General features: G+C 69.1%; 19 protein-coding genes and 2 pseudogenes. 12 read left to right on the top strand and 9 right to left on the bottom strand.

Translation table 11 applies throughout. The features are described 5' to 3' along the window. Positions 1–123 precede the first annotated feature (123 nt). Positions 124–2,817 (top strand): ABC transporter transmembrane domain-containing protein, encoded by a 2,694-nt coding sequence (locus tag IPF36_RS29145; RefSeq protein WP_195431728.1) that lies wholly within the window; start codon positions 124–126, stop codon positions 2,815–2,817. Between the two features lie 6 nt (positions 2,818–2,823). Here the strand turns inward: IPF36_RS29145 and IPF36_RS29140 are convergent, their stop codons facing one another. The 4 genes from IPF36_RS29140 to IPF36_RS29125 are packed head-to-tail and all read right to left on the bottom strand — an operon-like array spanning position 2,824 to position 6,875. Further along, a complete protein-coding gene (locus IPF36_RS29140; protein ID WP_195431726.1) occupies positions 2,824–3,717 on the bottom strand; it encodes a glycosyltransferase family 2 protein in 894 nt (297 codons plus the stop codon). Between the two features lie 30 nt (positions 3,718–3,747). After that, a complete protein-coding gene (locus IPF36_RS29135; RefSeq protein ID WP_135704595.1) occupies positions 3,748–4,503 on the bottom strand; it encodes a PIG-L deacetylase family protein in 756 nt (251 codons plus the stop codon). A gap of 43 nt (positions 4,504–4,546) precedes the next feature. Beyond that, the gene (locus IPF36_RS29130; RefSeq protein WP_195431724.1) at positions 4,547–5,581 is read right to left on the bottom strand and encodes a UDP-glucuronic acid decarboxylase family protein; all 1,035 of its coding nucleotides are present in this window, start codon (positions 5,579–5,581) and stop codon (positions 4,547–4,549) included. A 22-nt stretch (positions 5,582–5,603) separates the two neighbouring features. After that, positions 5,604–6,875: a glycosyltransferase gene (locus tag IPF36_RS29125; RefSeq protein WP_133093860.1), complete on the bottom strand. Its 1,272-nt coding sequence runs from the start codon at positions 6,873–6,875 to the stop codon at positions 5,604–5,606. A gap of 391 nt (positions 6,876–7,266) precedes the next feature. Between IPF36_RS29125 and IPF36_RS29120 the strand changes: the two genes are divergently transcribed. The 8 genes and pseudogenes from IPF36_RS29120 (at position 7,267) to IPF36_RS29085 (ending at position 15,407) form a co-directional block, all read left to right on the top strand. Then, positions 7,267–7,890: a hypothetical protein gene (locus IPF36_RS29120; protein WP_255519933.1), complete on the top strand. Its 624-nt coding sequence runs from the start codon at positions 7,267–7,269 to the stop codon at positions 7,888–7,890. Positions 7,891–7,929: 39 nt separating this feature from the next. After that, positions 7,930–8,703: an SDR family oxidoreductase gene (locus tag IPF36_RS29115; protein WP_135704602.1), complete on the top strand. Its 774-nt coding sequence runs from the start codon at positions 7,930–7,932 to the stop codon at positions 8,701–8,703. After that, positions 8,700–9,329 (top strand): HAD-IIIA family hydrolase, encoded by a 630-nt coding sequence (locus tag IPF36_RS29110; RefSeq protein WP_195431723.1) that lies wholly within the window; start codon positions 8,700–8,702, stop codon positions 9,327–9,329. Before IPF36_RS29115 ends, IPF36_RS29110 begins: the two co-directional genes overlap by 4 nt. Continuing rightward, positions 9,326–10,612 (top strand): glycosyltransferase family 9 protein, encoded by a 1,287-nt coding sequence (locus tag IPF36_RS29105; RefSeq protein WP_195431722.1) that lies wholly within the window; start codon positions 9,326–9,328, stop codon positions 10,610–10,612. The genes IPF36_RS29110 and IPF36_RS29105 overlap by 4 nt, the downstream gene beginning before the upstream one ends. Then, entirely contained in the window at positions 10,593–12,362 is a 1,770-nt protein-coding gene (locus IPF36_RS29100; protein WP_195431721.1) for a carbamoyltransferase C-terminal domain-containing protein, read from the top strand. The genes IPF36_RS29105 and IPF36_RS29100 overlap by 20 nt, the downstream gene beginning before the upstream one ends. Further along, positions 12,349–13,335 (top strand): glycosyltransferase family 2 protein, encoded by a 987-nt coding sequence (locus IPF36_RS29095; RefSeq protein ID WP_195431720.1) that lies wholly within the window; start codon positions 12,349–12,351, stop codon positions 13,333–13,335. Before IPF36_RS29100 ends, IPF36_RS29095 begins: the two co-directional genes overlap by 14 nt. A gap of 35 nt (positions 13,336–13,370) precedes the next feature. Continuing rightward, positions 13,371–14,468, top strand: a complete 1,098-nt coding sequence (locus IPF36_RS29090; RefSeq protein WP_195431771.1) for a glycosyltransferase family 9 protein — start codon at positions 13,371–13,373, stop codon at positions 14,466–14,468. Further along, positions 14,461–15,407, top strand: a pseudogene (locus IPF36_RS29085) (glycosyltransferase). The gene IPF36_RS29090 and the pseudogene IPF36_RS29085 overlap by 8 nt, the downstream one beginning before the upstream one ends. Positions 15,408–15,427: 20 nt before the next feature. Here the strand turns inward: IPF36_RS29085 and IPF36_RS29080 are convergent. The 4 genes and pseudogenes from IPF36_RS29080 to IPF36_RS29065 form a co-directional block, all read right to left on the bottom strand. Beyond that, the gene (locus IPF36_RS29080; protein WP_195431774.1) at positions 15,428–15,931 is read right to left on the bottom strand and encodes a hypothetical protein; all 504 of its coding nucleotides are present in this window, start codon (positions 15,929–15,931) and stop codon (positions 15,428–15,430) included. A gap of 264 nt (positions 15,932–16,195) precedes the next feature. After that, positions 16,196–20,306 (bottom strand): annotated as a pseudogene (locus tag IPF36_RS29075) (CheR family methyltransferase). A 39-nt stretch (positions 20,307–20,345) separates the two neighbouring features. After that, positions 20,346–21,314: a chemotaxis protein CheB gene (locus tag IPF36_RS29070; RefSeq protein ID WP_195431719.1), complete on the bottom strand. Its 969-nt coding sequence runs from the start codon at positions 21,312–21,314 to the stop codon at positions 20,346–20,348. Between the two features lie 60 nt (positions 21,315–21,374). After that, entirely contained in the window at positions 21,375–22,025 is a 651-nt protein-coding gene (locus tag IPF36_RS29065) for a recombinase family protein (RefSeq protein WP_135704617.1), read from the bottom strand. Between the two features lie 336 nt (positions 22,026–22,361). Between IPF36_RS29065 and IPF36_RS29060 the strand changes: the two genes are divergently transcribed. The 3 genes from IPF36_RS29060 to fdxA all read left to right on the top strand — a co-directional run bounded on the left by IPF36_RS29060 (position 22,362) and on the right by fdxA (position 24,082). Next, positions 22,362–22,619, top strand: a complete 258-nt coding sequence (locus IPF36_RS29060) for a hypothetical protein (RefSeq protein WP_135704619.1) — start codon at positions 22,362–22,364, stop codon at positions 22,617–22,619. 435 nt (positions 22,620–23,054) lie between these two features. After that, complete coding sequence (locus tag IPF36_RS29055) at positions 23,055–23,522, top strand: hemerythrin domain-containing protein (RefSeq protein WP_133093872.1); 468 nt, start codon at positions 23,055–23,057, stop codon at positions 23,520–23,522. A 230-nt stretch (positions 23,523–23,752) separates the two neighbouring features. Further along, on the top strand, positions 23,753–24,082 hold the full coding sequence (fdxA, locus tag IPF36_RS29050) for a ferredoxin FdxA (RefSeq protein WP_133093873.1): 330 nt from the start codon (positions 23,753–23,755) through the stop codon (positions 24,080–24,082). On the opposite strand, the gene IPF36_RS29045 is transcribed toward fdxA, so the two are convergent. Continuing rightward, positions 24,079–25,173 (bottom strand): substrate-binding domain-containing protein, encoded by a 1,095-nt coding sequence (locus IPF36_RS29045; RefSeq protein ID WP_133093874.1) that lies wholly within the window; start codon positions 25,171–25,173, stop codon positions 24,079–24,081. The two genes, fdxA and IPF36_RS29045, sit on opposite strands and share 4 nt — an antisense overlap. Positions 25,174–25,283 lie beyond the last annotated feature (110 nt).

The following is a 25,283-nucleotide window of genomic DNA, read 5'->3' as shown; positions in this document are numbered from 1 at the left end:
CAGGTTCCGCGCCATGCGCCGCGGGCGCTACGCACCGGTACGGAATTTGCCTCGCCCCAACACCTCGGAGGCGGCCGGTCCCGCCGCTTCCTCCGTTGACCTGAACGCCGATTCCCAGCACGCATGCCCCAGCAACCGATCGCGCCCCCGTCCCGCCGCCGCATTGCCGCCGAACTGTTCCGCGCGATATGGCGTTTCCGCCTGCGCGTGGTGGTGGCGGTATCGCTGTTGCTGCTGGCCAAGGCCTGCGCGGTGGCGGTGCCGCTGCTGCTCAAGCTCGTGGTCGACGAAGTCGCGCCGGCCGCGGCCGGCACCGATGCGGCGCGGCTCGGGCTGGTGGCCATGCCCGTGTTCCTGGTGCTGGCCTACGCGATCCTGCGGCTGATGGGCAATGCCTTCAGCGAACTGCGCGACGTGGTCTTCGCCTATGTCACGCAAAGCACAGTGGCAGCGTTCATGGAGCGCACCTTCGCGCACCTGCACGCGCTGGGCGCGCGCTTCCATGCCAGGCGCGCCACCGGCAGCGTGATCCGCGACCTGGAGAAGGGCACAGCGGCGATCGGCTTCCTGCTGGGCGTGGCAGTCTTCACCATCGTGCCGACGCTGATGGAAATCGTCTCCGTACTGGCCATCATGATCGGCGCCTATGGCGGCGCGTTCGCCGCGATCATCCTGGGCGTGTTCGTGCTGTACTCGGCCTTTACCTGGTACTACACGCAGCGGCGCATGCGCGTGCAGCGCAAGGTCAATGCGGTGGAGGCCACCACCAACAGCAAGGTGGTCGACAGCCTGCTCAACTACGACACGGTCAAGTTCTTCGCGCGCGAGTCGTTCGAGACACGGCGGCTGTCCGACATATTGCGGCGCTGGGTCGGCATCAGCGTCGAGAACCAGTACGCGCTGTCGACGCTGCATATCGGCCAGAGCGTATGCATTGCGCTCGGCGTGGCGGCGGTGATGCTGCTGGCCACGCAGCGCGTGATCCAGGGTTCACTGTCGGTGGGCGACCTGGTGCTGATCAATGCCTACATCATCCAGGTGGTGCTGCCGCTCAATACGCTGGGTTTTATCTTCCGCGAGTCGAACGACGCCATGACCAACGTCGAGCGCCTGTTCGCGTTGCTCGACGCGCGCGGCAGGCCCGGCGAGGACGACGACGCGCCGGGGGCGCGGCCGCTGCGCGTGACGCGCGGCGAGATCGTGTTCGACCGCGTCAACTTCAGCTACGACCCCAGCCACCAGACCCTGTGGGAGGTCAGCTTCCGCGCGCAGGCGGGGCAGACCGTGGCGGTGGTCGGCGGCAGCGGCTCGGGCAAGTCGACGCTGGCGCGGCTGCTGTTCCGCCTGTACCAGCCCGATAGCGGCAGCATCGGCATCGACGGGCAGGACCTGCGGCTGGTGACGCAGCGCAGCCTGCGCGAGATGATCGGCATCGTGCCGCAGGACACCATCCTGTTCAACGACACCATCGCCTACAACATCGGCTACGGCCGCGAAGGCGCGACCCGGGCCGATATCGTCGCGGCGGCGCGCGCGGCGCAGCTCGATGCCTTTATCGATCGCCTGCCCGACGGCTACGAAACCCAGGTCGGCGAGCGCGGCGTGCGCCTGTCCGGGGGCGAGCGGCAGCGCGTGGCGATCGCGCGCGCGATGCTCAAGCGCCCGCCACTGGTGGTGTTCGACGAGGCCACCTCGGCGCTGGACACGCGCTCGGAGCGCGCGATCCAGCAGGAGCTGTCGGCGGTGGCTCGCGGCCGCACCGCGCTGATCATCGCGCACCGGCTTTCCACCATCGTCGATGCCGACCAGATCCTGGTGATGGAGCACGGCCGCATCGTCGAGCAGGGCTCGCACGCCACGCTGCTGGCGCGCGGCGGCATCTACACGCAGATGTGGCAGCTGCAGCAGCAGCAGCGCGAACTGGAGCGCGCCGAGCGGCGCCTGGCGCTGCAGCCGGTGCGGCTGGAGACGCTGGTGGCCAGCGTGGTCGATGGCCTGCGTGAGACCATCGCCGAGCGCCACGTCAACCTGTTCACGGTGCAGAGCGAAGCCGAGCTGCGCGTGACCGGCGATCCCGGCGTGCTGCAGAAGGCCATCTGGGAACTCTGCCAGCAGATGATTGCCACCACGGAACCGGGCGGGCGGCTGGAGCTGCGTCTGGAACGGCACGACGGGCAGGCCGGGCTGCGCGTGTCGGCGTCGCCGCAGCAGGGGCCGCTGGACGACGTGGAGGGACTACGCGAATGGCTGGGCGAGCACGGCGTGACGCTGACCGCCGATCCCGGCGCTCATGCGTGCCAGTTGCTGATGCCGATGCGCGCGGTGCAGGAGCCGGAGCCGCGGCGCGCCCCGGCGCCCGGCACGCCCGAGGCGCTCGAAGTGCCCGACACGCAAGCGCTCAAGGGCATGCGCGTGCTGCTGCTGGACGACGACGAAACCACGCGCGAGGTGCTGAGCGCCGCGCTTGAAGACTACGGCGCGCATGCGATCGCGCAGGAGCGCGGCGACGAAGTGATCGGGTTGCTGGCGGCGACGCCGCAGGCCGAGTGGCCGCAGGTGCTGCTGTGCGACCTGGCGCTCGGCGAGGAAGACGGCTACACCGTGCTGCGCCGCGTGCGCCGGCTGGAAGCGCAGATGCAGGTGCCGCTGGGGCGGCGCATGACGGCCATCGCGCTATCGGGACACGCCGAGCCGCAGGACCGCATGCGCGCGATGATGGCGGGGTTCCAGCTGCATCTGTCAAAGCCGGTGCGGATCGGCGAGCTGGTGGCGGCGCTGAGGTCGCTGGCGACGCGGGCGGAGCAGGAGCCTGGATGAGGGCTTTCACCGCCCCCGCAAATCCCGCCTCAACGCGGCCAATTCCCGCGGTATCACCCGCCGCTCGCGCATCACCCACGCCATCCCCTTCAGCACCTCCGCAATGCCGCGCCACCCCTGCGAACGCAGCAGGCCCGGCAACTCAGCCGCCGTTTCCTCCAGCGCCATGCGCCACGGCAGCCGCAGCCAGGCCGCCCACACCGCATTGCGCGCCAGCAGCGAGCGGCGCCGGCCGCCGTCGCGCAGCGGGCTGGGATGGTGGTGCACCACCAGTTGCGGCGCGTAGACCAGGTGCCAGCCGCTCGCCGCGAGGTCCAGCGCCAGCAAGGTTTCTTCGCCGCCGATAAAGAAGCGCGGATGATAGCCGCCGGCCTGGCGGAATGCTTCGGTGCGGAACGCGGTGGCGCCAGCCATCAGGCCGAGGATGGCGCGCCCAGGCAGCATGGCCGACGGCAGCGGGCTGTCGGCCATGCGCGCGCAGGCGGGATCCTCGCGTGCGCATTCGCCGACGAGGATGCGTGCGGTCAGCGCGGCCACGCGCGGATGGTCGCGGAACATGGCACAGGCGGTGGCGAGCGAGCCCGGCGTCCACCAGCAATCGTCGTCGCAGAAGGCGACATAGGGCGTGCGCGCCCATCTTGCGCCGAGGTTGCGCCCCGCGGCGCCGAGGTTGCGCTGGCAGCGCAGCAGCGTGGCATGCGGGAACTCGTCACGGACCATCGCGCTGGTGCCGTCGTCGGAGGCGTTGTCGACGACCACGAGGGGCGGGCGCTCCGGCAGCGCGCTGAGCTGGCGCAGCGCGTGGCGCACGGTGTCGCGCCGGTTGTGCGTCAGCACCACCACGCTGATGTCGAGCGAGGCGCCCGGCGGCGCGGCATGCAAGGCTTGGTCGGCAGGCATCGCTATCGCTATCGGTATCGCGAAGGGGAATCAGCGTTGCGCAGACTCGCCGGCGGACAGCGACCAGTAGCGCTCAGGCGCGCACAGGTCGCACAGCTGCTCTTCGCCGAACATCTGCACCTGGCTCTGGTAGGCATTGACTGCGTAGCTCTTCTGCGCGAGGTACTGGCTGACCGGCAGGTTGACCGGGGTCGCTTGCAGTCCTGCACCCAGGCATTCGGCCAGCCGTTGCTGCAGCACCCCGGGCAGCCGGCGGTAGATCACGTCCTCGTAGTACAGCCACTGCACCGGCAGCGCCGATCCCGCCGGCCCTCGCGATGGCACCAGCAGCGCGGCCCACGCCGCGGCGCGCACCTGCGCCGCCTGCATCAGCAGGCGGCAGGCTTCATGCGCCAGCACGTGGTCGGAATGGAACAGGCCGAGCGGCGCAACCACCATGCCGTCGGTCTGCGCCAGCAGCACGGGCTGCAGGCTGTCCGCGATCTCGCGCGGCGTATGACGGCGGCCATACTGGCTGTCCCAGAAATCGAGCCAGACCGGCTGCGCGCCCAGCATGCCAAGGGCGCGGTTGTCCTCGCGCCGGCGCGCGCGCACTGCCTGCTCGGCGCTGTCGAAGCCCGCGGCGCGGTCCCAGTCCGGTGCCGGCACATCGGCGGGCGGGACGCCGGCGAAGACCGTCACCACGCGCGCGCCCCGTGCCGCGGCGATCAGGCCGCCGCAGCTGAACACCGCATCGTCCAGGTGCGGTGCAATCACCGTCACCGGGCCGGCTATGTCAGTCACCATCGAATCACCCTTGCCATCGCCACTGGCAGGTTCGTGTCGCGCGCTATTTGTTAAGCACCACGGCGCGGACTTCTCGTGCCGTGGCGGATACCGGCACCACGTTGCCCGGCGCGCCCTGCGCATGCGCCTGTGCCGCCAGCCGCGCCGCGAAGTAATCGACCGTGTGGCGCAGGCCGTCTTCAAGCGACGTGCGCGGCGCCCAGCCCAGCAGGCTTTGCGCCAGCGAGATGTCGGGGCAGCGCTGGTGCGGGTCGTCGGCGGGCAGGGGGCGCATCTCGACCGGCGAATGCGAGCCGGTGGCGCGCAGCACTTCCTGCGCAATCTCCAGCATAGTCGTCTCGCGCGGATTGCCGAGATTGACCGGCATGCCGGAAGCGGGTGCTTCCATCAGCAGCACCAGCGCGTCCACCAGGTCGTCGACATAGCAGAAGGCGCGCGTCTGCGCGCCGTCGCCATAGACGGTCAGGGGCGCTCCGGCCAACGCTTGGGTGATGAAGTTGGACACGACGCGGCCGTCCGCGGGATGCATGCGCGGCCCATACGTGTTGAAAATTCGCGCGATCCGGACATCGAGCCGGTGCTGCCGGTGGTAATCCATGAACAGCGTCTCGGCGCAGCGCTTGCCCTCGTCATAGCAGGAGCGGATGCCGACGGGATTGACGTGGCCCCAGTATGCCTCCTGCTGCGGATGCATCTCGGGATCGCCGTAGATTTCGCTGGTCGATGCCTGCAGGATGCGCGCCTTGAGCCGCTTGGCCAGCCCCAGCATGTTGATCGCGCCGTTGACGCTGGTCTTGGTGGTCTGCACCGGGTCGTGCTGGTAGTGCACGGGCGAGGCCGGGCAGGCGAGGTTGTAGATCTCGTCCACCTCGACGTACAGCGGAAAGGTAATGTCGTGGCGCAGCAGCTCGAAGTTCGGCCTGCCGAGCAGGTGCGCGATGTTCTCCTTGGTGCCGGTATAGAAGTTGTCAACGCACAGCACGTCCTCCCCGGCCCGCACCAGCCGTTCGCACAGGTGCGAGCCAAGGAACCCCGCGCCGCCCGTGATCAGGATTCGCTTGCGGTCGCTTTCCTTCATCTCTGTTCTCCTTCGGCCGGGATCACGCCGCGGCCCGGCGCGCGCCGGCCGTGATGGGGCAGGCGCCGGCGCACACGCCGGCATACACGGCTTCCATCTGCTGCGCCACGCCGGCCCAGGTGAAATGGCGCTGCGCGCGGCGCCGTCCCGCTTCGCCGAGCTGGCGCGCATGCGCGGGGTCCGTGGCCAGCGTCGCCAGCCGCGCCGCCAGCGCGGCCGGCGCCTTCGGCGGCACCAGGTAGCCGGTCTGCCCGTCGACCACGGTGGAACGGATGCCGCCCACGTCGGCGCCGATCACCGGCGCGCCGCAGGCCATCGCCTCGACCGGCGTGATGCCGAAGGGCTCGTACCAGGGCGTGGTGACGAACACGTCGGCGGCGCTGTAGAACAGGCGCAGTGTGTCGCGTCCGCGCCGGCCGACGAACACCACGCTGTCGGCCACGCCTTCTTCCTTGGCCACGCCCTGCAGCCGGCCGATTTCGGGCGTGGCCTGCACGCTGGGCTGCTCGGCATTGCCGCCCACCACGTACAGCGCGGCGCGCATGCCGTGGTCGCGGCGCAGGCAGCCGAGCGCGCGGATGACGTTGTCGATGCCCTTGCGCGGCACCAGCCGGCCCAGCTGCAGCACGCTGAAGGCATCGCGCTGCCAGCCCAGCTCGCGCCGCGCCGCGTGTCGCGCTACCGGGGCAAACTCGGCGCCGTCGAACCCGCATGGCACCGTGCTGATGCGGCCGGGATCGGCGCCGTACAGGCTGACCAGGTCGTCCAGGTCCTGCGGACATTCCGCCACCACGCAGTCGGACACGCGCACCAGCGTGTCTTCGATGTCGAAGCGCGCATCGGGAAAGCCGTCGGTGCTGCCCTGGTGCAGGCGCCGCACCTTGCCCAGCGCATGGAAGGTCATCACCAGCGGAATGCCCAGCGCCCGGCGTGCCTGCAGCGCGGCCAGCCCCGACATGAAGAAGTTCGCGTGCAGCACGTCGTAGCCCACCGGATCGTGCCGGATGAACTCCACCAGGAACTCGCCGAAGGCGTCCATGTAGGGCAGCAATTGCTCCTTGGGCACCTGCACCGGTGGTCCGGCGGGCACGTGGATCACGTGTACATTGGGCGCAAAGGCGACCACCTCGGGCAGCAGCGCCTTGTCGCGGCGGGTGAACACGTCGACCAGGTAGCCGCGCGTGCCAAGCTGGCGCGCCAGGTGTGCCACGTAGATATTCTGGCCGCCGCAATCGGTGCTGCCGACACTGGCCAGCGGCGAAGCGTGTTCACTGATAAGCGCGATCTTGCGCATGGCGGTCTCCCTGGTTGCCGCTCCGCCCGCGGATTCGGGCGACTCGGACAGGGGCTGGCCTCAGCAGCTAGCGTGCCAGTGCGCTGGCGTGATCGCGCGACTGCGAAAGGCGTTGAAAAGGACGGACGGAAGGGAACCGACCGAGAAGCGTTATAGCGATTCTCGGCGCTTCTCGATCACAGATCGCTTTGTGCGTATCGAAGCAGGCGCCTTGCGGCATTGCTACCGCATTGAGTCATTCTTACGCCGCCGGTTGTAATTTGCGCTTACGAGTTTTTCCATTCAGGCATGAGCCTTGGAACGCTTGCAACACGCCCGGGCGCATACCGGATCGGGCGCGATGCTTGCAGCGTCGAAGGCGCAAAACATGCCACCCACCATGGAGCTGCCCATGAATCCGAGCGACAACGCACGTCCTGGTGCCGAGCCTTCCCCGCGCGCCTCGCATGCCGGCGCCAGCCGCTTCAGCGATCGCGCCGCGGCGAGGCGAGCCGTCGAACTGGCGCTGCCGATGCTGGAGGCATCGCTGCGCGACAAGGCCGTCGGCGAGAGCGGATGCATGCACGTAGTCGTGATGGATCCGACGCTGCAACCCGGCGACTGCACCTTCGAGGAAGCCATCCTGTACGAGCATTCGCTGCCTTCGCGCGAGGCGTGGGATGCGGACTACAGCCTGTACGCGCGCGCCAAGGCCAGCCTGTCGTGGCGCACCGGCATGGCCAGCGCCGCGGTGGTCCACTGCGCACCGCACCGGTTGCGCAGCGACGACACGCTGCTCGGCGGCGCGGCCGTGTTCGACGGCATCGTGGTCGCGGTAAGCGGTGCCAATGCCTGGTACGACGAAGCCTTCGCTGGCTGCGTGGCGGCGCTGTTGCGTGGGGTCGCGCAGGAGTGCTGCCATCGCGCGCAGGCCGGGGCTTGGCACATATTTCGCTGCGGCGTGATTCCCGGCCGGGCCGACCGGCTGTCCGACCCGCTGTCCGATTCCGGCTGTCCGAATCTGCGGACGCCGTGAGCGCCGCGGCAACCGCTCACCTTTGCACGAGGATTCACCATGCAGACTCCGCAACCTTCGCAACGTCCCGATCCAAACACCGCGGCGGCGCTGCCGCTGCAGGACCGTCATTACCTCGTGACCGGCGGCGGACGTGGCCTTGGGGCCGCCGTGTGCCGCACGCTGGTCCAGGCCGGTGCGGGCGTGATCGTTGCCGATATCGACGACAAGCTGGCCCGCGACAGCGCCGAGACCTTGACCGAAGCCGGCGGCCAGGCGTGGCCGCTGCGACTCGATGTGGCGGAGCCGGGTTCGGTGCGTGCCGCCTTCGATGCCGTGCGCGAACGGGTGCAGCGGCTCGACGGCATTGTCAACAACGCGGCCATCGACGTCACGCTGCCGGTCGAGGAAGTCGATGCCGAGACCTGGCGCAAGGTGCTGATGGTCAATCTGTACGGTCCCTACCTGATGTCGCATGCGGCCGTGCCGCTGATGAAGGCGCAGGGCGGCGGGCACATCGTCAATATCGCGTCGACCGCATCCAAGCGCGCCTGGCCCAATGCGTCGGCCTATCACGCCACCAAGTGGGGGCTGCTCGGCTTCTCGCATGCGCTGCATGCGGAGCTGCGCCCGCATGGCATCAAGGTATCGGCGATCGTCGCCGGCGGCATGCGCACGCCGTTCCTGCTCGACCGTTTCCCCGACATCGACCAGGGCAACCTGCAGGATCCCGCCAACGTGGCCAACGCCGTGCGCTTCGTGCTGACGCAGCCGGATGAGACCGTGATCCCCGAGGTCATGGTGCTGCCGATGAAGGAAACCTCCTGGCCATGAGCGACCCGGTTCAAAACGCGTGCGTATTGCCCGGCGCGGTGCTGCTCGACAAGGACGGCACGCTGCTCGACGACGTGCCGTACAACGTCGATCCCGGCCGGATGCGGCTCGCGCGCGGCGCCGCGGCGGCTCTGCGCGACCTGGGCAGCCTCGGCGTGCCGCTGGTGGTGGTGACCAACCAGCCGGGCGTCGCGCACGGCTATCACGCCGAGGCCGACCTCGTGCCGGTGCGCGAGCGGCTGGCGGCGATGTTCGCCGAACACGGCGCCACGCTCGCGGGCTTCTATTACTGCCCGCACCACCCCCAGGGCACGGTCCCCGCCTACACGCGCGCCTGCCTTTGCCGCAAGCCGATGCCGGGCTTGCTGGTGCAGGCCGCCAGTGCGCTGCGTTTCGCGCTGGGCCGGTCCTGGATGGTCGGTGACATCCTCAACGATGTCGAAGCCGGGCGTCGTGCCGGCTGCGGCACCGTGCTGGTCGATTGCGGCAACGAGACCGAGTGGCAGCTTTCGCCAGCGCGCCAGGCGCACTATGTGGTGCCCACGCTCGACGCTGCCGCGCGCATCGTGGCCGCCCGCATGCGCGCCTGCGGCACCGTCCCCGCCATGCAAACGGTGGCGCCATGACGACCTGGCAGACGGCGCGGCAGGTACTATGCGTACGGCTCGACAACATGGGCGACGTGCTGATGAGCACGCCCGCGATGCAGGCGCTGGCCGAGTCGATGCCCGGCCGCCGGCTGACGCTGCTGACCTCGAATGCCGCCGCCTCGCTCGCGCCGCATTTGCCGATGGTCAGGCGCGTGCTGGCGTGGGATGCGCCGTGGGCGCGCCACGATGAAGCTGCGCCAGTCGCGCCCGGTCCTGCGATGCTGCGCTGCGCGCGCTGGCTGGCGCGCTACCGCTTCGATGCCGCGGTGATCTTCACGGTCTACAGCCAGAGCCCGTTGCCGGCCGCGATGCTGTGCGCGCTGGCGGGCATCCCGCTGCGGCTCGCCTGCTGCCGCGAGAATCCCTATGCATTGCTGACCGACTGGGTGCCCGAGCGCGAGCCTGCGATGCAGCCCGGCCAGCGCCCGCGCCACGAGACCCGGCGGCAGCTCGACCTGGTCGCTCAGGTTGGCGCCAGCGCGCGCGATACCCGGCTGCGCTTCCGCGTGCTGGCGGCCGACCGTGCCGCGCTCGCCGCCCGCATCGCGGGCTGGCGCCGCGGCCGCAGCGGCCCGCTGGTGGTGGTGCATCCGGGCGCCAGCGCGGCCTCGCGCCGCTGGCCTGCGGCGCGCTTTGCCGAGGTCGCGCACGCGCTCGCCACGCAGGCCGGCGCGCACGTGCTGGTGACCGGCGCCGACAGCGAGCGCGAAACCGTGCAGGCGGTCTGCGCCGCTGCACACCATGCGTGCGTGGTGCCGCTGGCGGGCGCGCTGACGCTGGGCGAGATGGGCGCGCTGCTGGAGGCAGCCGACCTGCTGGTGTCGAACAACACTGGTCCGGTCCATCTTGCCGCCGCGCTTGGCACGCCGGTGGTCGACCTGTACGCGCTGACCAACCCGCAGCACACGCCGTGGCAGGTGCCGCACCGCACCTTGTTCGCCGACGTGCCGTGCCGCTACTGCTACAAGAGCACCTGCCCGCAGGGCCACCATCGCTGCCTGGAGGACGTGCCGGCCGCACACGCCGTGCAGGCCGCGCTGGCGCTGCTTGCCGGCGATGCGGACGCGCCGCCGGCGCAGCCGCTGCCGTGGCTTGGCGCCGATGCTCCATTGACCGAACCGGCGGCGGGCTTTGTCCCGGCTGCCCCCTTTGTCCCCGCCGCCATTTCCGCCCTTGGCGCGGCACGCGCCGCCCCGGCCGTGCCGGCTGCCGATCCACCGAGCCCCGACGAGGTTGCCCATGTTCACCCTTGGCATTAACGCCGCGTACCATGACTCCGCCGCCTGCCTCGTGCACGACGGCGCGGTGATCGCCGCCGCGGAAGACGAGCGCTTCACCCACATCAAGCATGGCAAGCGCCCGGTGCCGTTCACCGCGTGGGAGCTGCCGTTCCACGCGATCGACTATTGCCTGGCCGAAGCCGGCATCACGCTGCGCGACGTCGACCACGTGGCCTACTCGTTCGACCCAGCGCTGATGCCGGGCGCGCGCACGCACGATGCCACCGTGACGCTGCCGCTGGAGCCATCGAAGCAGGGCGCACCCGCCGGCAACGCATCGCCATGGGACCCGCTGTTCCTGACGTACGTGGTCAACGCGCCGCGCCAGCTGGCCAGCGGCGCGCCGCACCACCTGGCCGCGCGCTTCCGCGGCGTTACCCATGACGGCCCGTTCCGCTGGCATTTCGTCGAGCACCACATGGCGCACGAGGCCAGCGCCTTCCTCGCGGCGCCGTTCACGCGCTGCGCGGTGCTGACCATGGACGGACGCGGCGAGCGCGCCACTACCAGCTACGGCGTGTTCGACGGCAAGGAATACCGCCGCATCAAGCAGATCGACCTGCCCGACTCGCTCGGACTGCTGTACGAGCGGGTGACCAGGCACCTCGGCTTCCTGCATTCGTCGGACGAGTACAAGGTGATGGCGCTGGCCTCGTACGGCAAGCCGGCCTGCCTCGATGCCTTCCGCGGCATGGTGAGCCGCGATGCAGAAGGCGGTTACCGCGTGGCGCAAGCGGACCTGACGGTGCTGCTGGGACCGCCGCGGCAGCGCGGCGAGGCGTTCGGGCCCCGGCATCTCGATATCGCGCGTTCGCTGCAGGAGGTGCTGGAGGAAACCGTGGTCGGCATGACCACGTGGCTGGCCGAAGCGACCGGCGAGCGCCACCTGTCGATGGCGGGCGGCGTCGCGCTGAACTGCGTGATGAACGCGCGCGTGCGCGACCGCAGCCCCTTTGACGAAGTCTGGGTGCAGCCGGCCGCGGGCGATGCCGGCACCGCGCTGGGCGCGGCGCTGTGGGTCGACTTCCTGCAGCGCGGCCGGCCGGCGCGGCAGTGGTCGATGGACCACGCCTACCTCGGCCCGGCCTATACCGACGACGAGATCGCCGCGTTCCTCGACTGGGCGCACCTGCCGTACCGCCGGCTTGACGATATCGCCGCGCAGACCGCCGAGCTGCTGGCGCAGAACCAGATCATCGGCTGGTTCCAGGGGCGCATGGAATTCGGCCCGCGCGCGCTGGGCGCGCGCTCGATCCTGGCCTCGCCGATCGACGCCGGCATGCAGCAGCGGCTCAACGAGATCAAGGACCGCGAGGACTTCCGCCCGGTGGCGCCGGTGGTGATGCAGGAGCGCGCCGCCGACTGGTTCACCGCGGCCAGGCCGGGCCGCGGCGAGGCGCCGTTCATGCTGTTCATCTACGACGTGCGCCCGGAACAGGCGCCGCGCATTCCGGCGGTTTGCCACGTCGACGGCACCGCGCGCGTGCAAACGGTGCGGCGCGAGCAGAATCCCGCCTACTACGACCTGCTGGCCGCGTTCGAGCGCCGCACCGGCGTGCCGGTGCTGGTCAACACCTCGTTCAATACGCGCGGCGAGCCCATCGTCTGCACGCCGCGCGATGCGGTCGAGTGCTTCTGGACCTCGCCGCTGGATGCCCTGGTGATCGGCTCGTTCCTGCTGGAAAAGCCCGCGGCGGGCAGCCGGGGAGGACCCCATGCACAGGACTGAGCCGCTGGTCTCGGTGGTGGTTCCCACCTGGCGGCGCCCGGCGCTGCTGGCGCGCTGCCTGCAGGCGCTGTGCGCGCAACGGCTGCCGCCGCAGTCGTACGAGATCATCGTCGCCGACGACGGCTGCGAGGCGCGCATCGAACGGCTGGTGGCGCTGATGGCGTCCCGGCATCCCGCGCATGCGCTGCGCTACGTGGCCGTGTCCGGCACACAGGGTCCGTCCGGGGCGCGCAATGCCGGCTGGCGCCGCGCTGCGAGCGCGGTGATCGCATTCACCGACGACGATACCGTGCCGGATCCGCACTGGTTGCGCGAAGGCTGCGCGGCGCTGGCGCGCCAGCCCGAATGCTGCGCCGTGGCCGGCGCCGTCGAGGTGCCGCTGCCGCCGCGGCCGACCGATCATGAGCGCGATACCGGCGGACTGGCGCAGGCGGAGTTCGTTACCGCCAACTGCTTCGTGCGGCGTGAAGCGCTGCGGCGCATCGGCGGCTTCGACGAACGCTTCACGCGCGCGTGGCGCGAGGACTCGGACCTGCAGTTCCGGCTGATGAACGAGGTCTGCCCGGTCGGCCGCGCGCCGCGCGCGGTCGTCGTGCATCCGGTGCGGCCGGCGGCATGGGGCAGCAGTATCGCCGCGCAGGCCAAGGTGTATTACGACGCGCTGCTGTACAAGAAGCATCCGCGCCTGTACCGGCAGCGCATCCGCCGCACGCCGCCGTGGCATTACTACGTGGCGGTGCTGGCGCTGCTGGCCGCGCCGGTGGCGTTGCTGGCCGGGGCGCCGCGTGTTGCCGCCGGCGCCGGCCTGCTGTGGCTGGCGCTGACGGTGTCGTTCTGCCTGCGCCGGCTGCGCGGCGCGGCGCTGACGCCCGCGCATGTGGCCGAGATGGCGCTCACTTCCGTATTGATCCCGCCGCTGTCGCTGTTCTGGCGCCTGCGCGGCGCACTGGCATTCCGGGTGGTGTTCCTATGACAAGCGCAACCATTTCCCCTTTGAACCTGCCGCTGATGCCCGCGCGGCGCAAGCCGCATGCGCCGGCGCGCCGCATCGCGGTGTTCCGCGCGCTGCAGCTGGGCGACATGCTGTGCGCGGTGCCGGCGCTGCGTGCGCTGCGCGAAGGCGAGCCCGATGCGCACATCACGCTGATCGGGCTGCCGTGGGCGCAGGAGTTCGTCTCGCGCTTCGGCGCGCTGGTGGATGCGCTGATGGTCTTCCCGGGTGCGCCCGGCATGCCGGAGCAGTCCTACGCCGAGGCGGCCGCCGCACCGTTCTACGCGGCCGCGCGCGCGGCGCGCTTCGACCTGGCGATCCAGCTGCATGGCAGCGGCTCGCTCAGCAATGCGGTGGTGCGGCGACTGGGTGCGCGCCGCACGGCAGGATTCTGCTCCGACGCAGCCGACCATGACGCTGCCCATACCACGGGCGTGCGCAGCACGCGCGAAGGCATGCTGCTACCGTGGCCGCAAGGCAATGAAGTCGTGCGGCTGCTGTCACTGATGCAGGCGCTGGGCTATCCCGCCGCCGATCCCCACCTGGAGTTCCCGCTGCGCCCGCTCGATCATGCCAGCTGGCGCCTGCTGGCCGAAGAGCATGGGCTCGGCCCGGCCGGCTATGTCTGCATCCACGCCGGCGCGCGCATGCTGTCGCGGCGCTGGCCGCTGGAGCGCTTCGCCGAAGCCGGCAGGGCGCTGCGCCGCCACTGGAAGGTGGTACTGACCGGCAGCCGCGACGAAGCGGCGCTTATCGATCAGCTCGCGCGGCGCATCGGCAAGCCGGTGGTCAACCTGTGCGGACAGACTTCGCTGGGCACGCTGGCCGCGCTGATCGGCCATGCGCGCCTGCTGCTGTGCAACGACACCGGCGCCTCGCATATCGCCGCGGCCATGGATACGCCCAGCGTGGTGGTGTCCTGCGGCAGCGACAGCGCGCGCTGGGCGCCGCTCGATGCCTCGCTGCACCGCGTGCTGGCCGAGCATCCGCCGTGCCGTCCCTGCATGCACCAGCAATGCCCGGTCGCCGGCCACCCGTGCGCCGCCGGCATCAGCGTAAAGCGCGTGGTCGATACCGCGCTGGAACTGGCGGCGCGGGAGTATGACCATGCCTAGGCGCCTGCGCATCCTGACCTGGCACGTCCATGGCAACTACCTGTACTACCTGTCGCAGATTCCGCACGACCTGTACCTGGTGACGCGCGACGACGGCACGCCCGGCTATGCCGGCGCCGGCGGCGCGCTGCCATGGGGCAACAACGTGCGCGAGGTGCCGTACCAGAGAGTGCCGCAAGGGCGGTTCGACTGCGTGCTGTACCAGCACCGGCACCATTACCTGCGCGATCGCGTGGAACTGCTGAGCGACGCGCAGCGCGCGCTGCCGGCAATCTACCTCGAGCACGACCCGCCGCAGGAACATCCCACCAATACGCTGCATCCGGTCCAGGATGCATCGGTGCTGCTGGTCCATGTGACACCGTTCAATGCGCTGATGTGGGACAGCGGCGTGACGCCGTGGCGCGTGATCGAGCACGGCGTGATCGTCGACAGCCAGGTGCAATACAGCGGCGAGCTGGCGCGCGGATCAGCGTCGTCAACAACCTGCAGAGCCGGGGCCGCCGGCTGGGCGCGGACGTGTTTGCGCAGGTGCGGGAGCTGGTGCCGCTGGACCTGGTCGGCATGGCGGCGCAGCAGGCGGGAGGGCTCGGTGAAATACCCAATCCGCAACTGGCCGCCTTTGTCGCGCGCTACCGCTTCTTCTTCAATCCGATCCGCTATACCAGCCTGGGGCTGGCCGTGGTGGAGGCCATGACGCTGGGCGTACCGGTGGTGGGGCTGGCGACCGCGGAACTCGCCACGGTGATCCAGAGCGGCAGCAACGGCTACGTCGACACGCGCCTGGACGTGCTGGTCAGCGTGATGCGCGAGCTGCTCGACGATCCGGAGCTGGCGCGCGCATGGGGCGAGCGTGGCTGCCGGCTGGCGCGCGAGCGCTTCGGCATCGGGCGCTTCGTTGCGGAATGGGATGAGGCCCTGCGTACGGTGGCGGGATAAGCCGGAGGCAGCGCATCCGTTCAGCGCTTGTCGTGGGTACGGCCACTGCCGTTGGCGCTGCCATTGCCATTGCCATTGCCATTGCCATTGCCATTGCCATCGCCGTCCGGCGCCGCGCTTGCGCCTCCGCGCACCGATGTACTGGCCGAGACCGTGCAGCAAACCAGGTAGTACGCGCGTTTCAACGCCATCGCGGCCTGCACTTTCGAGCCCGCTTCGGCGCTGGCAAACGCCTCGTGCAAGCAATGCTCGATGCTGTCGGCGGTGCCATGCTGCTCGAAAAGGTCTTCGGGCCGTTGCGCCCAGAGCGTCAATAGAACCCGCTCTCGTTGCGCCATGGTATGCGCGGGCCACACGCGGTCGCGGCTCAGCAGTTCCAGGCGCGTCGCCAGCAGGGCTTCGAGGAATATTGTGGGCCGCGCGGGGCGTCTGGCGTGGGGCTGTAAGCCGGGGGATCGCGCGGAAGTGACGCCAGTCGCGGACTCGGTCTCCGCAGGCGCGTCGTGATGCAGGAAGAAGGTCATGGCGGTGGGGCGGCGCCCGCGTCTGCCACTTATGCGAAGCATGAAGTCGGGCCGCGGTGCCGGGGTCTGTTGCGCTTGCGCGCTCACTGGTAGCGCTGCAAGGAGCGTTCCAACGCGCCATCGTGACGGCAGGCGGGGCGCCGGTGAGGGCGGCGCCTGGCCTGCAGGGATTATTGCAACGTTGCGCGTAAATCCGGCGCTACGTTCGTTGGCGCACCCGGCGAAACGCAAAAAAAACGCACGCAAAACGTACGCCGCGGTGCTTCAGGCAACGCGCAATTCCCGGATGGCGTTCAGCAAGGCCTCCAGCGAGACCGGCTTGGTCAGGTGGGCGTCGAAGCCTGCCTGCATCGACTCGCGGATATCGTCCGGCCGGCCATAGCCGCTCAATGCAATCGCGGTCAGCTTGTGGAGGTGCGGCTGGCGGCGGATGGCGCGAATGAAATCCAGTCCCGACATGCCGGGCATGCCGATGTCGGACAGCAGCAGGTCGGGGCAATGCTCGCCGAGACGGTCCAGTGCCTCTTGCCCGCTGGTGGCGACCGACACGCTGGCGCCTTCCATTTCGAGCAGCAGCTTGAACGTCTCGACCGTGCCGGAATCGTCGTCGACCAGCAGGATCTCGGTGCCATTCAGCGGCAGCGAGGGCGCCGGCGCCGGCGCGGTGTCGGTAGCGATTTCTTCGCGCAGCGGCAGCGTTACCGTGAACACCGAGCCCTTGCCGATCCCGTCGGAATTCGCGCGCACCGTGCCGTTCTGCATGGTCACCAGTTCGCGTACCAGCGACAGGCCAATGCCTAGGCCGCCCTGCCGCGCGCTCGGCACAGTGCCCTGGCGGAACATGTCAAAGATATGCGGCAGGTTCTGCGCGTCGATGCCAACGCCGGTGTCGCGCACCTCCAGCACGCCGTCGCCGCCCGCTCTGGATAGCGAGACCGTGATCTTGCCGCCGGCGCTGGTGTATTTGAGCGCATTGCTGACCAGGTTCCAGACCACTTGCTCGACCCGGGTCAGGTCGGCGTCGATCATCAGCGGGCGGGCCGGTAAGCTGCGCTCCAGCGCGATGTCCTTGCGCCCGGCCTCTTCCTCGATGGCGCGGCAGACGCGGTCGACCACTTCGCCCCAGTCGACCGGCGCGCGCGCGATCGACAGCTTGCCGGTGCGCAGGCGCGACATGTCGAGCAGGTCGTCGATGATGTGCGCCTGGCCGATCACGGTGCGCCGGATGGTGCCGGCGGCGCGCTGGATCACCGGGTTGCCGCGCGCTTCGGGCGAACGGCTGATCAGCTCGGCGCTGGCGCTGATCAGGTTGAGCGGATGCTTCAGTTCGTGCGACACCACCGCCAGGAACTCGTCGCGCACGCGCTCGGCACGCGCGTCGGCGCGTTCGCCGGCGCGCGCGTCGACGGGCTCGTCGCCCACCCCGCGCCCCGTGCGCGTGGCCAGCCGCGTCAGCGCCACTTCGTCGAGATTGCGCATGATCTTGGCAAAGCCGCTGAAACCGCCCTTGTCCAGGCGCGACAGCACGCCGCTGGCGCGGAAGCGGCTGCCGTCCTTGCGCTGGTGCCAGCGGTCTTCTTCAACGCGGCCGTACAGGCGCGCCTGCGCCATTTCTTCCTGTGCGACGCGGGCGGCGCGGTCTTCGGGCGTGTACAGGGCTTCCGCCTCCTGTCCGAGCATCTCCGCCTCGGTATAGCCGAAGATGCGTTCCGCGCCGGTGTTCCAGCTGGTGACGTGGCCTTCGTCGTCGTAGGTGATGATGGCGTAGTCGCGGGTGCTTTCCGCCACGATATTCATGCGCTTCTCGCCTTCGCTCAGGCGCTCTTCGGCGGCGCGGCGCGACGTGATGTCGATGAACGACAGCACCGCGCCCTCGATGCGGTCCTCGGTGGTGCGGTACGGCAGGAAGCGCGCGAGGTACCAGCGGCCGTCGTTGCTCTTGACTTCGCGCTCGATCAGGCGCAGGGAGTCGAAGGCTTCGCCGGCATCGTCGGCAAGCTTGTCGTAGTCGAGCCGGTGGGTGATATCGAGCAGCGACCGGCCGATGTCCGACGGGATGATGCTGAAGACGTCGGTGGCACGCGGGGTGTAGCGCTTGATGCACAGGTTGCGATCGACGAAGACCGTGCCGATATCGTTGGCCATGATCAGGTTCTGCAGGTCGTCGTTGATCTTGCCGGTTTCCTCGACCTTGGACTTGAGCTCGGCGTTGACGGTGGTCAGCTCTTCGTTGATCGACTGCAGTTCTTCCTTGCTGGTCTCCAGCTCCTCCGTGGTCGAGCGCAGTTCCTCGTTGATCGCCTGTAGTTCTTCGTTGGAGGCCTTCAGCTCCTCGGTCGAGGTCTCGGACTGCTCGATGGTGACCTGCAGCTGTTCCCTGGTGCGATGCAGTTCGCGTTCGAGCTGCGCGATCATCGGGTCGCGCTCGTCGGGGGCCTGGCCGCGCGGCGCTGCGCTCATGCTGTCCTCGACCTCGTCGAACAGCACCAGCACGAAGTCGCCATTGGCTTCGGCGTCGTGTACCGGGCGCGCGGTCATGTTGACGAAGAAATGCCTGCCGTCGCGTTCGAGCTGCACGCGCCTGGCCTCGACGCTGTGATTGCTCTGCAGCGCCTGGTAGATCGCGGTACGCAGTTCCAGCCGCAGTTCCTGGCGCACCGCGCCGATGATGTTGTGCGACGGCATGCCTCCGGCGTACTGCAGGAAGCGCCCGGCGCGGTCCGACAGGTGCACGATCTCGGAATCGCGGCTGACCAGCACGCTCGGCGGCGCGTGCTGCTCGATCAGCCGCTGGTGGAGGTCGCCGAAGGAGAACTTGCGCTTGCCGGACGGCTGCAGCACCGCCACCGGCGAGCGCGCATTGAGCATGCCGGCCGACAGCGGCAACGGAGTTTCGGCGCGCACCGCGACGTTGGCGCGGTAGACGCGGGCCTTCTTGTCGACCACCGAAAACAGGTTGCTGACGCTGTCGGCGGCTTCGGAGCTGCCCAGGAACAGGTAGCCGCCCGGGCGCAGCGCGAAATGGAAGGTGCGCAGGATCTCGGCCTGCGCGTCGCGGTCCAGGTAGATCAGCAGGTTACGGCAGCAGATCAGGTCCAGCCGCGAGAACGGCGGATCGCTGAGCACGTTGTGCAGTGCGAAGAGCACGCGCTCGCGCAGTTCCTTGCGCACGCGGTAGTGCGTGCCGTCCTTGGTGAAGAACTGCCGTACCCGCGCCGGCTCGACGTCGGCGATGATCGGTTCCGGGTACAGCCCGTTGCGCGCGATCGCCACGGCGCGCTCGTCGATATCGGTGGCAAAGACCTGGAAGGGCAGCTGGTAGGGTGTCTGCGACGAAGCTTCCTGCAGCAGCATGGCCAGCGAATACGCTTCTTCGCCGGTGGCGCAGCCAGGCGCCCACACGCGGATCGAGTCGCTGTCGGGACGGTCCTGGAACAGGCGCGGCAGCACGTCGGCGCGCAGCACGTCGAACGCTTCCTTGTCGCGGAAGAAGTTGGTCACGCATGATCAGCATGTCCTGAAGCAGCGGTGCCGTTTCTTCCGGATGCAGGTGCAGGTAGTCGCGGTATTGCTGCAGGTTCGTCAGGCCATTGACCTGCAGCCGGCGCTCGATGCGGCGCAGCACCGTGGCGCGCTTGTAGTGGCGGAAATCATGCGAGGTGCGGGTGCGCAGGATCACCATCACCTCGCGCAGCGCGCGCTCGTTGCTTTCCGATTGCGGCGCGGGCTCGGGCGCGTCCTCGTCCTCGGGCGGCTTGGGCAGCTGGATATGGCTGGCGGTATTCCACAGGTCGAGCAGGCGCTGCGGGATCTCGTTGGCCGGCATCACAAAGTCGACCAGGCCGGTGCTGATGGCTGAGCGCGGCATGCTCGAGTATTCGGCTTCCTCCGGCTCCTGGGCGATGGCGATGCCGCCCAGCTCCTTGATGCGGGTCAGGCCGACCGAGCCGTCGGAGCCGGCGCCGGATAACACCACGCACACGGCGCGCTGGCGATGGGCATCGGCCAGCGAGCGGAAGAACAGGTCGATGGCCGCGCTGCGGACGTCGCGGCGTTCCTGCGGGCCCACGCGCAGGTAGCCGTCGATCATGGTCAGGCTATGGTTGGGCGCAATCACGTAGACGTGGTTGGCTTCGATGCGCGTGGTGTCGGTGACCTGCCGTACCGGCATGGTGGTGCGTGCCTGCAGCACGGGCGCCAGGTTGCTGGCGTGGTCGGGAGAGAGATGGACGACCAGGACAAAGGCTGCGCCGGTGCTGGCGGGCAGTCCATCGAACACCTGGATCAGGGCTTCAATACCCCCGGCCGACGCGCCCATCCCGACTACGGGAAAGGCGAGCTGGCTGGGCAGGGGGCGTTCACGATTCTTGGCCATCGCTGCGTGGATAAGTTAGTGCGCCGGCCGGATGCGGCGCTATCCCTCGCGAAGCCAGCCTTCGATGCGCTTCGCGGACGCTGCAGCGCGGCCCGCTGCCTCGGTATACCGGCGTGATTCGCCAGTTTCGCCGACTTGCGTATGATACGCCGCAATCTGCGTGTAAAGCTCGCGCTGTTCGTGCAGCGCGCGCAAGGCCTCGAAGAGGGTGTGTTCGAGTGCGCCATTGGCGGCGTGGCGCAGTGTTGAAATGCCGAAGGCATGGCCGGTGTGGCAGCGGAAGCGCGGCGGCATGCTGTCGCGCACTTGCCATAGGGTGCCGCCGCATTCCGGGCACGTCAGCGCCGACGGGAGCGCAATCTTTTCCACGGCCTCGATCGAGGAGGGGCCCAGCGCTACGCCGTGCTCGATGCGCAGCGATTCGGGCGGGTCGGCGGGCGGACCTGCCGCGGAGCCGGCCAGTTCCACCAGCTTGGGCGCGATCGCCGCCAGCGGCAGCACGTAGTCGGGCGGCGAGGCGCGGATGGCGTTGCGCGGCATGTCGGCGGCGAAAGCGCTGTCGGGATCCTGCACGATGGTCACGCCTCCGCACTGGCGCACCTCGCGCAGGCCGGCCGCGCCGTCGTCGAGCTGGCCGGTGAGCAGTGCCGCCACTACACGGTTGCCGCGCGCCACGGCCGCGCTGCGGAACAGCGGGTCGATCGCCGGCCGCGCGAAGTTCTCCTTGGGCCCGCGCACCAGTTGCGCATGCTCGTCGACGATCATCAGGTGTTGGTCGGGCGGCGCCACATAGATCGCCCCGGGCCGCAGCGGTTCGCCATCGCGGGCATGGCGGGCCGGCAGCGGCCCGGCGCTGGCCAGCATGTCGGGCAGCATGCTCTGGTTGGCGCCGATGTGCAGCACGGCCAGTACGGCCGCATCCAGGTCCGGCGGCAATCCGGCGGCGATTTCCCGCAGCGCGTCGACGCCGCCGGTAGAGGTGCCCAGGACTATGGTGTCGCGCTTCATGGGATCTCGGGTTGGTTTCAGGCCGCTGCCCGCAGCAAGGGGGATCGGCAGGCTGCTGGTCTATTCCGCGGTGGATACCTCTGCCGGCGCTTCGGGCGCGGCAGCGGCGCCGGTGTCGGATGGCTGCACGATGGCCGGCGCCGCGGCGCGTATCCGCAGCACGGTCTGGCGCGAGGTGTTGAAGCGCCGCGCGGTTTCGCTGACCGACTGGCCGTCCGCCAGCGAGCGCAGGATGGCATCGCGCTCGTCGGGCTTGTGCTTGGGCGGGCGGCCGACCGCACGGCCCATGGCCTTGGCCGCCGCCAGGCTGTCGCGCACGCGCGCGCTGCGCGTGCTGCCCTCCAGCGCGGCCACTGCGCGCAGCACCATGACTGCCTCCGGCGGCGCGGCGCTGGCCAGGTTGGCGCGGCTGAGCTGCACGCAATGCAGCGCCACCCCGAGCAGGCGGAACCTGCGGATCGTGCCCAGCACTTCCTGCACGCTCCAGCCCAGGCAGCTCAGCTGCATCGTCACCAGCGTATCGCCGGCCCGCACCCGTTGCAGCAGCGACAGCAGCCGCGGCCGTTCGGCCGCGGGCACCGAGGCCGGCTCGCACTCCCAGAAGGCGCGGCGCAGGTCGACGGTATAGCCGGCCCGGTCGGCTATGCGCAATTCGTCTTCCATCGTTTCGAGGTCACGGGCGCGGTTCGAGTAGATGAAGGTAGACGTCATGAGGATTCCTCGTTCTGGTTTTCGTCTCCGGTCGCGCGGCGGGCGTCCCTCCCGGCATCCGGCAGGCGACCTGTTTCTTCTGATTAGCAAAACTCGTCCCAGCAGCGGGGGCGGCAAGATAGTGACGGTTAACGTGCTGATGTGTGCATTCTTCACATGTACGTAAAGCAAGTTTTACGTACCTGAATTGGGCGCTCTGTGACATGCCCGCCTCGGCTAGGATGTTCAATAAGTGCGAGCTGGGCCTGCGCCGGATGCCTGGTGCCCGGCGTGCCCTGCGCCCACACCGACGGCAATCGCGATGACCAGCGGTATCTCCGCGGCAAGGAGTTGGCGATGACAGCGCAGCATTATTTCGGCTATCTCGTTCACGGCACGGCACACGCGGGCGCCAACGGGCTGTTTGAAGCGTCCGGTCTGGTCGAGCACGACGGTGCGCCGGTGAACAGCTCCGGGCCGCTGGGCTGCCACCCGACGCGCGAGCGTGCCATTGCCGAAGGCATAGCCTGGGGCAAGGTCTGGGTCGACATGCGAGTGCGTGGCTACACCGACGTGCGTGCCGGCGCGCGCAAGCCTGCCGCGGCGAGAACGTAGCCGTGGCCAGGGTGATACACATCGTCAGCAAGCCTGATCCGCGAGCCTGATCCGCAAGCCAGGGCGATACCTCTGGCGTCATGATCCCGGCCAGCTCGAAGGCAGTGCCTCGAGCGTCGGCCGCGCCTTGGCGGCCAACGCCCGCGCCATCCGGCGTTCCAGTGTTTCCGGTCTTCCTGTCCTGCGCGTGCAGCGCCGTCGGCACCTGCGCGCACCTGGCGCCACGCGCTTTAGCCCGGCCGCGGCGGCGCGCGCCTTGGCGGGCACGAATAACAACCCTTTCGCGCAGGAATTGCAATGTTTGCCGCGCACGCGTGCCGGGTCCGTGCCCGCCCTTGCCACGGCCCGGCGGTGCGCTGGCTGGGCACAGAACCTGCTGACGGGGGGCAAAGCCGGGTGCGACCGGCTTCCCCCTCAAGCTCCCAGGAGGTAATCGTGGACAAGTCGAAGATCCCCGCAGACCAGGCCGAGGCCCTCGGCGCCTTGATGGACGATCATCGCGCGGTCAAGAAGCTGTTCAAGGCGTTCAAGGACACCGAGGACCGCGATGAAAAGGAATCGATCGCGCTCGAAGCCTGTCACCAGCTGACCGTGCATGCCACAATCGAGGAAGAGATTTTCTACCCGGCGCTGCGCGGCGCCAGCGATGACATCGACGACATGCTGGACGAAGCCCAGGTCGAGCACCAGGTCGCCAAGGACCTGATCGCGGCGATCGAGCAAGACCCGGCCGGCGATATGCTCGTAGCCAGCTTCACGGTGCTCTCGGAGTATGTCGCCCACCATATCGAGGAGGAGGAAGGCGAACTGTTCAAGAACGTGATCAGGGAGAAAATCAACCTGCGCGACGTGGCACGGGCCCTGGCGGCGCGCAAGGAAGAACTGATGCAGGAAACCGCCTGATCGGCTTCCCGCGCCGGTCGCGAGCGGTGGCTGGTGAACTGCCACCGCTCGCGTTCGTTAACCGCCAGACGACTCCCACCGGTCCCGTCAATGCTCGCTCCGGAGCAGACCCGAAAGGGGCGGACATCAGTCGATTTGAAAGAGTCGCACAAGGCAGCGCGTCCCGTCGCGGCCGGCACGCGGCTAATATGGCGCGGTCTTCACAGCCGTACCGCCGTACTGTCCTGCCCATGACCTTTGTCGTGACGGATGCCTGCATCCAGTGCCGCCATACCGATTGCGTCGAAGTCTGCCCGATGACCTGCTTCCATGAAGGGCCCAACTTCCTCGCCATCGATCCCGACCAGTGCATCGACTGCTCGATGTGCGTGCCGATGTGCCCCGTGGGCGCGATCTATTCCGAGCATGACCTGCCCGACGACAAGCGCCATTTCATCGCCCTGAACGCCGAACTGTCGCGCCGGCCCGACTGGCCGCCGCTGCTGCAGGCCAAGGGCCCGATCGCCGGCCACGAGCAATGGGCGGACCATCCTGACCGCCTGGGGCTGCTGGTGCGCTAGCGCGTGCCGGCGTAGTCGGGAAACGCTTCGTCCAGCGTCAGCACGCTGCCGGTCAGCGCGCCGTCATAGCCCGGCAGCGCATTGACGCGCTGGCGGAACGCCTCGCTGGTCAGCGCGCCGACCGCGCCCGACAGCGCTGCGCTGCGCAGCATCGATTTCTCGATGGCGAAGAAGTAGCGCTCCTTGATCACCGGCTCGAATTCCAGCCCGAAGCGCCGCGCCGCGGTTTCCACGCCGAAGCCCACATCCGCCATGCCGCTGCCGATGTACGCCGCCACCGCGGCGTGGGTGAACTCGCCGTTGCTGTAGCCCTCGATCCGTGCCGGGTCGATGTTGCGCGCGGCCAGCATCAGGTCGAGCAGCAGCCGCGTGCCCGAGCCCACCTGCCGGTTGACGAAGCGCACCTCGCGCCGGGTCAGGTCTTCCAGCGTGCGGATCCCGAGGGGGTTGCCCGGCCGCACGAACAGTCCCTGGCTGCGCACCGCCAGGTGCACCAGGCAGTGCGTGTCGGGCTTGAGCCAGGTGGTGAAGTGGCGCCACATGCCGTGCTCGAACTCGCCCACCGGCACATGGAAGCCGGCGATATCGCATGCGCCCTCGGCCAGTGCCGCCACCGCCTCGACGCTGCCGCAGTACTTCAGGTCGTGCCGCACGTGCTGCTCGTCGAGGAAGTCGCGCAGTGCCGCCACCGCGAAGCCGTGGCTGGCATGCAGCCGCACTGCCGCCTCGGACTGCTCCATCAGCTTCTTCAGTTCGATTTCCAGCTCGGAGGCCAGGCTGTCCAGCGTCGGCGACAGCCGCGCGCCGATGCGCTTGCTGGCCCACACCAGTTGCTGCGCCAGCGGCGTCAGCGCGCTGCCGCGCCCGCGGGTCTTGTCGATCAGCGGGCCGCCGAACAGGGCCTCGGCATCGCGCAGGATGCCCCAGGCGTAGCGGTAAGACAGCGACACCGCCTGCGCGGAGTGACTGATGCTGCCCGATTCCCCGACATGGCTTAGCAGGGCGACCAGCCGCGACACGTCGAGGGCCTCGGCGCCGGGGGTGCCGTCGTCGCGGATTTGCAGGTGGGGGAGGATCGAGATGCGAAGCATATGAAAAAAATAGCTTATTGATGGACCGTTGTCACTCTCATATATTGCATCCACGGGCCCAACGGCAGGGATGGAGGCCCGTAAATAGGAAAAAAATAGCATATAGAGGG

The organism is Cupriavidus sp. IK-TO18, assembly GCF_015549295.1.
Classification (GTDB): domain Bacteria; phylum Pseudomonadota; class Gammaproteobacteria; order Burkholderiales; family Burkholderiaceae; genus Cupriavidus; species Cupriavidus oxalaticus_A.
Note: the sequence above shows the minus strand (reverse complement) of the source record. Positions and strands in the feature narration are given on the sequence as shown.